Genomic DNA, 1553 nt, shown 5'->3' with positions numbered 1-1553 from the left:
ATATCCTCCGCGGCGGCGGCGCCGATCTGCACAGTCGCCTGGCCCTGCTCAGTGGCGACAGCCGCGCGGCGCGCTCGGCGCAAGCTGGGGTAAAGCGCGCCCGGCAACTGGCGCGGCAGTTCCAGGCCCTGCTCAAGGGCCGGCCGGTGACTCAGGCGGTGAGCGAGCCCGAACACCCGCGCTGGCTCGGCTGCCTGCTGGCCTTCGCCTACCCCGATCGCATCGCCCAGCAGCGCCGCACTGGTGGCGCCGACTATCGCCTGGCCAACGGCCGCGCGGCGCAGTTCGCCGAGGCGGACGCGCTGATGAAGCACGAATGGCTGGTGGTGGCCGACCTGGGCAGCCGTCAGGGCCAGCGCGAGGAGCGCATCTATCTCGCCGCCGACCTCGACCCGGCGTTGTTCGAGCGCGAGCTGGCCGAGCAGGTCGAGACGCTGGACGTGCTCGACTGGGACGAGCGCGAAGGCGTGCTGCGCGCCGATCGTCAGCGCAAGGTCGGCGAGCTGGTGCTGCAGCGCCAGGCGCTGGCCGCGCTGGACGAGGAGGCACGCTGCCGGGCGCTGGTCGGCCTGGTGCGGCGCAAGGGCCTGGAGCTGCTGCCCTGGACGCCGGAGCTGCGCCAATGGCAGGCGCGGGTGGCGCTGCTGCGCGAACTGGATATGCGGCAGCAGGGGCAGAGCGAATGGCCGGACCTGTCCGACGCCGCGCTGCTGGCCAGCCTCGAGCAGTGGCTGACGCCTTACTTGAGCAAGGTCAATCGTCTCAGCCACTTCGCCAGCCTCGACCTGTCTTCGATCCTGCAGACCCTGCTGCCCTGGCCGCTGCCACAGCGTCTCGACGAGCTGGCGCCGCGGGCGCTGACGGTGCCGTCCGGCTCGCGCATCGCCATCGACTACAGGGAACAGCCGCCGGTGCTCGCCGTGCGCCTGCAGGAGCTGTTCGGCCTGGCCGCCACCCCGCGCATCGCCGGCGGCCGCCTGGGGCTCAAGCTGCATCTGCTGTCGCCTGCGCGGCGGCCGGTGCAGGTGACCCAGGACCTGGCCAGCTTCTGGGCCAATACCTACCTGGAGGTGAAGAAGGATCTGAAGGGCAGGTATCCCAAGCATTACTGGCCGGACGACCCGCTGATCGCCGAACCCACCGCGCGGGCCAAGCCGCGCAAGTGAACCCGCGGCGGCCGGGGGCTGTCCCAGTCGCTGTCTTCTGTCTGCGGAGTTGCCATGCTGACCCTCGATATCGGCCCATTGGCCCTGGCCACCGACCATCTGCTGTTGCTCGGCAGCCTGCTGCTGGCGACCCTGGCGGGTTGGTGGAGTGGCCGGCGCCAGGGCTGCAACCCGGAGCGGCAGCTGTTTCGCCTGTTGCTGCTGGGGCTGCTGGTGGCCCGGCTGGCCTTCGTGCTGGTCTACGCCGAGTTCTACCGTGCGGCGCCGTGGCGGGTGCTGGATATCCGCGACGGCGGCTTTCTCGCCTGGCCGGGGCTGCTTGCCGCGCTGGCCCTGGGCGCCTGGTACCTCTGGCGCGACGCGCGTCTGCGCCGGCCGTTGGCGACG

At 71.5% G+C, this 1553-nt stretch carries 2 protein-coding genes; both read left to right on the top strand.

Annotated features, from left to right (window positions below; all coding sequences use genetic code 11):
• On the top strand, window positions 1–1166 hold a 1166-nt coding region (locus N878_RS20000; protein ID WP_021445325.1), incomplete at its 5' end, for an ATP-dependent helicase C-terminal domain-containing protein.
• Between the two features lie 54 nt (window positions 1167–1220).
• The coding region (locus N878_RS19995) for a prolipoprotein diacylglyceryl transferase family protein (RefSeq protein WP_021445324.1) at window positions 1221–1553 on the top strand (333 nt) is incomplete at its 3' end.

Origin of the sequence: Pseudomonas sp. EGD-AK9 (assembly GCF_000465935.2) — a bacterium.
Lineage (GTDB): Bacteria > Pseudomonadota > Gammaproteobacteria > Pseudomonadales > Pseudomonadaceae > Aquipseudomonas.
This window is presented reverse-complemented; position numbering and strand designations above follow the sequence as displayed.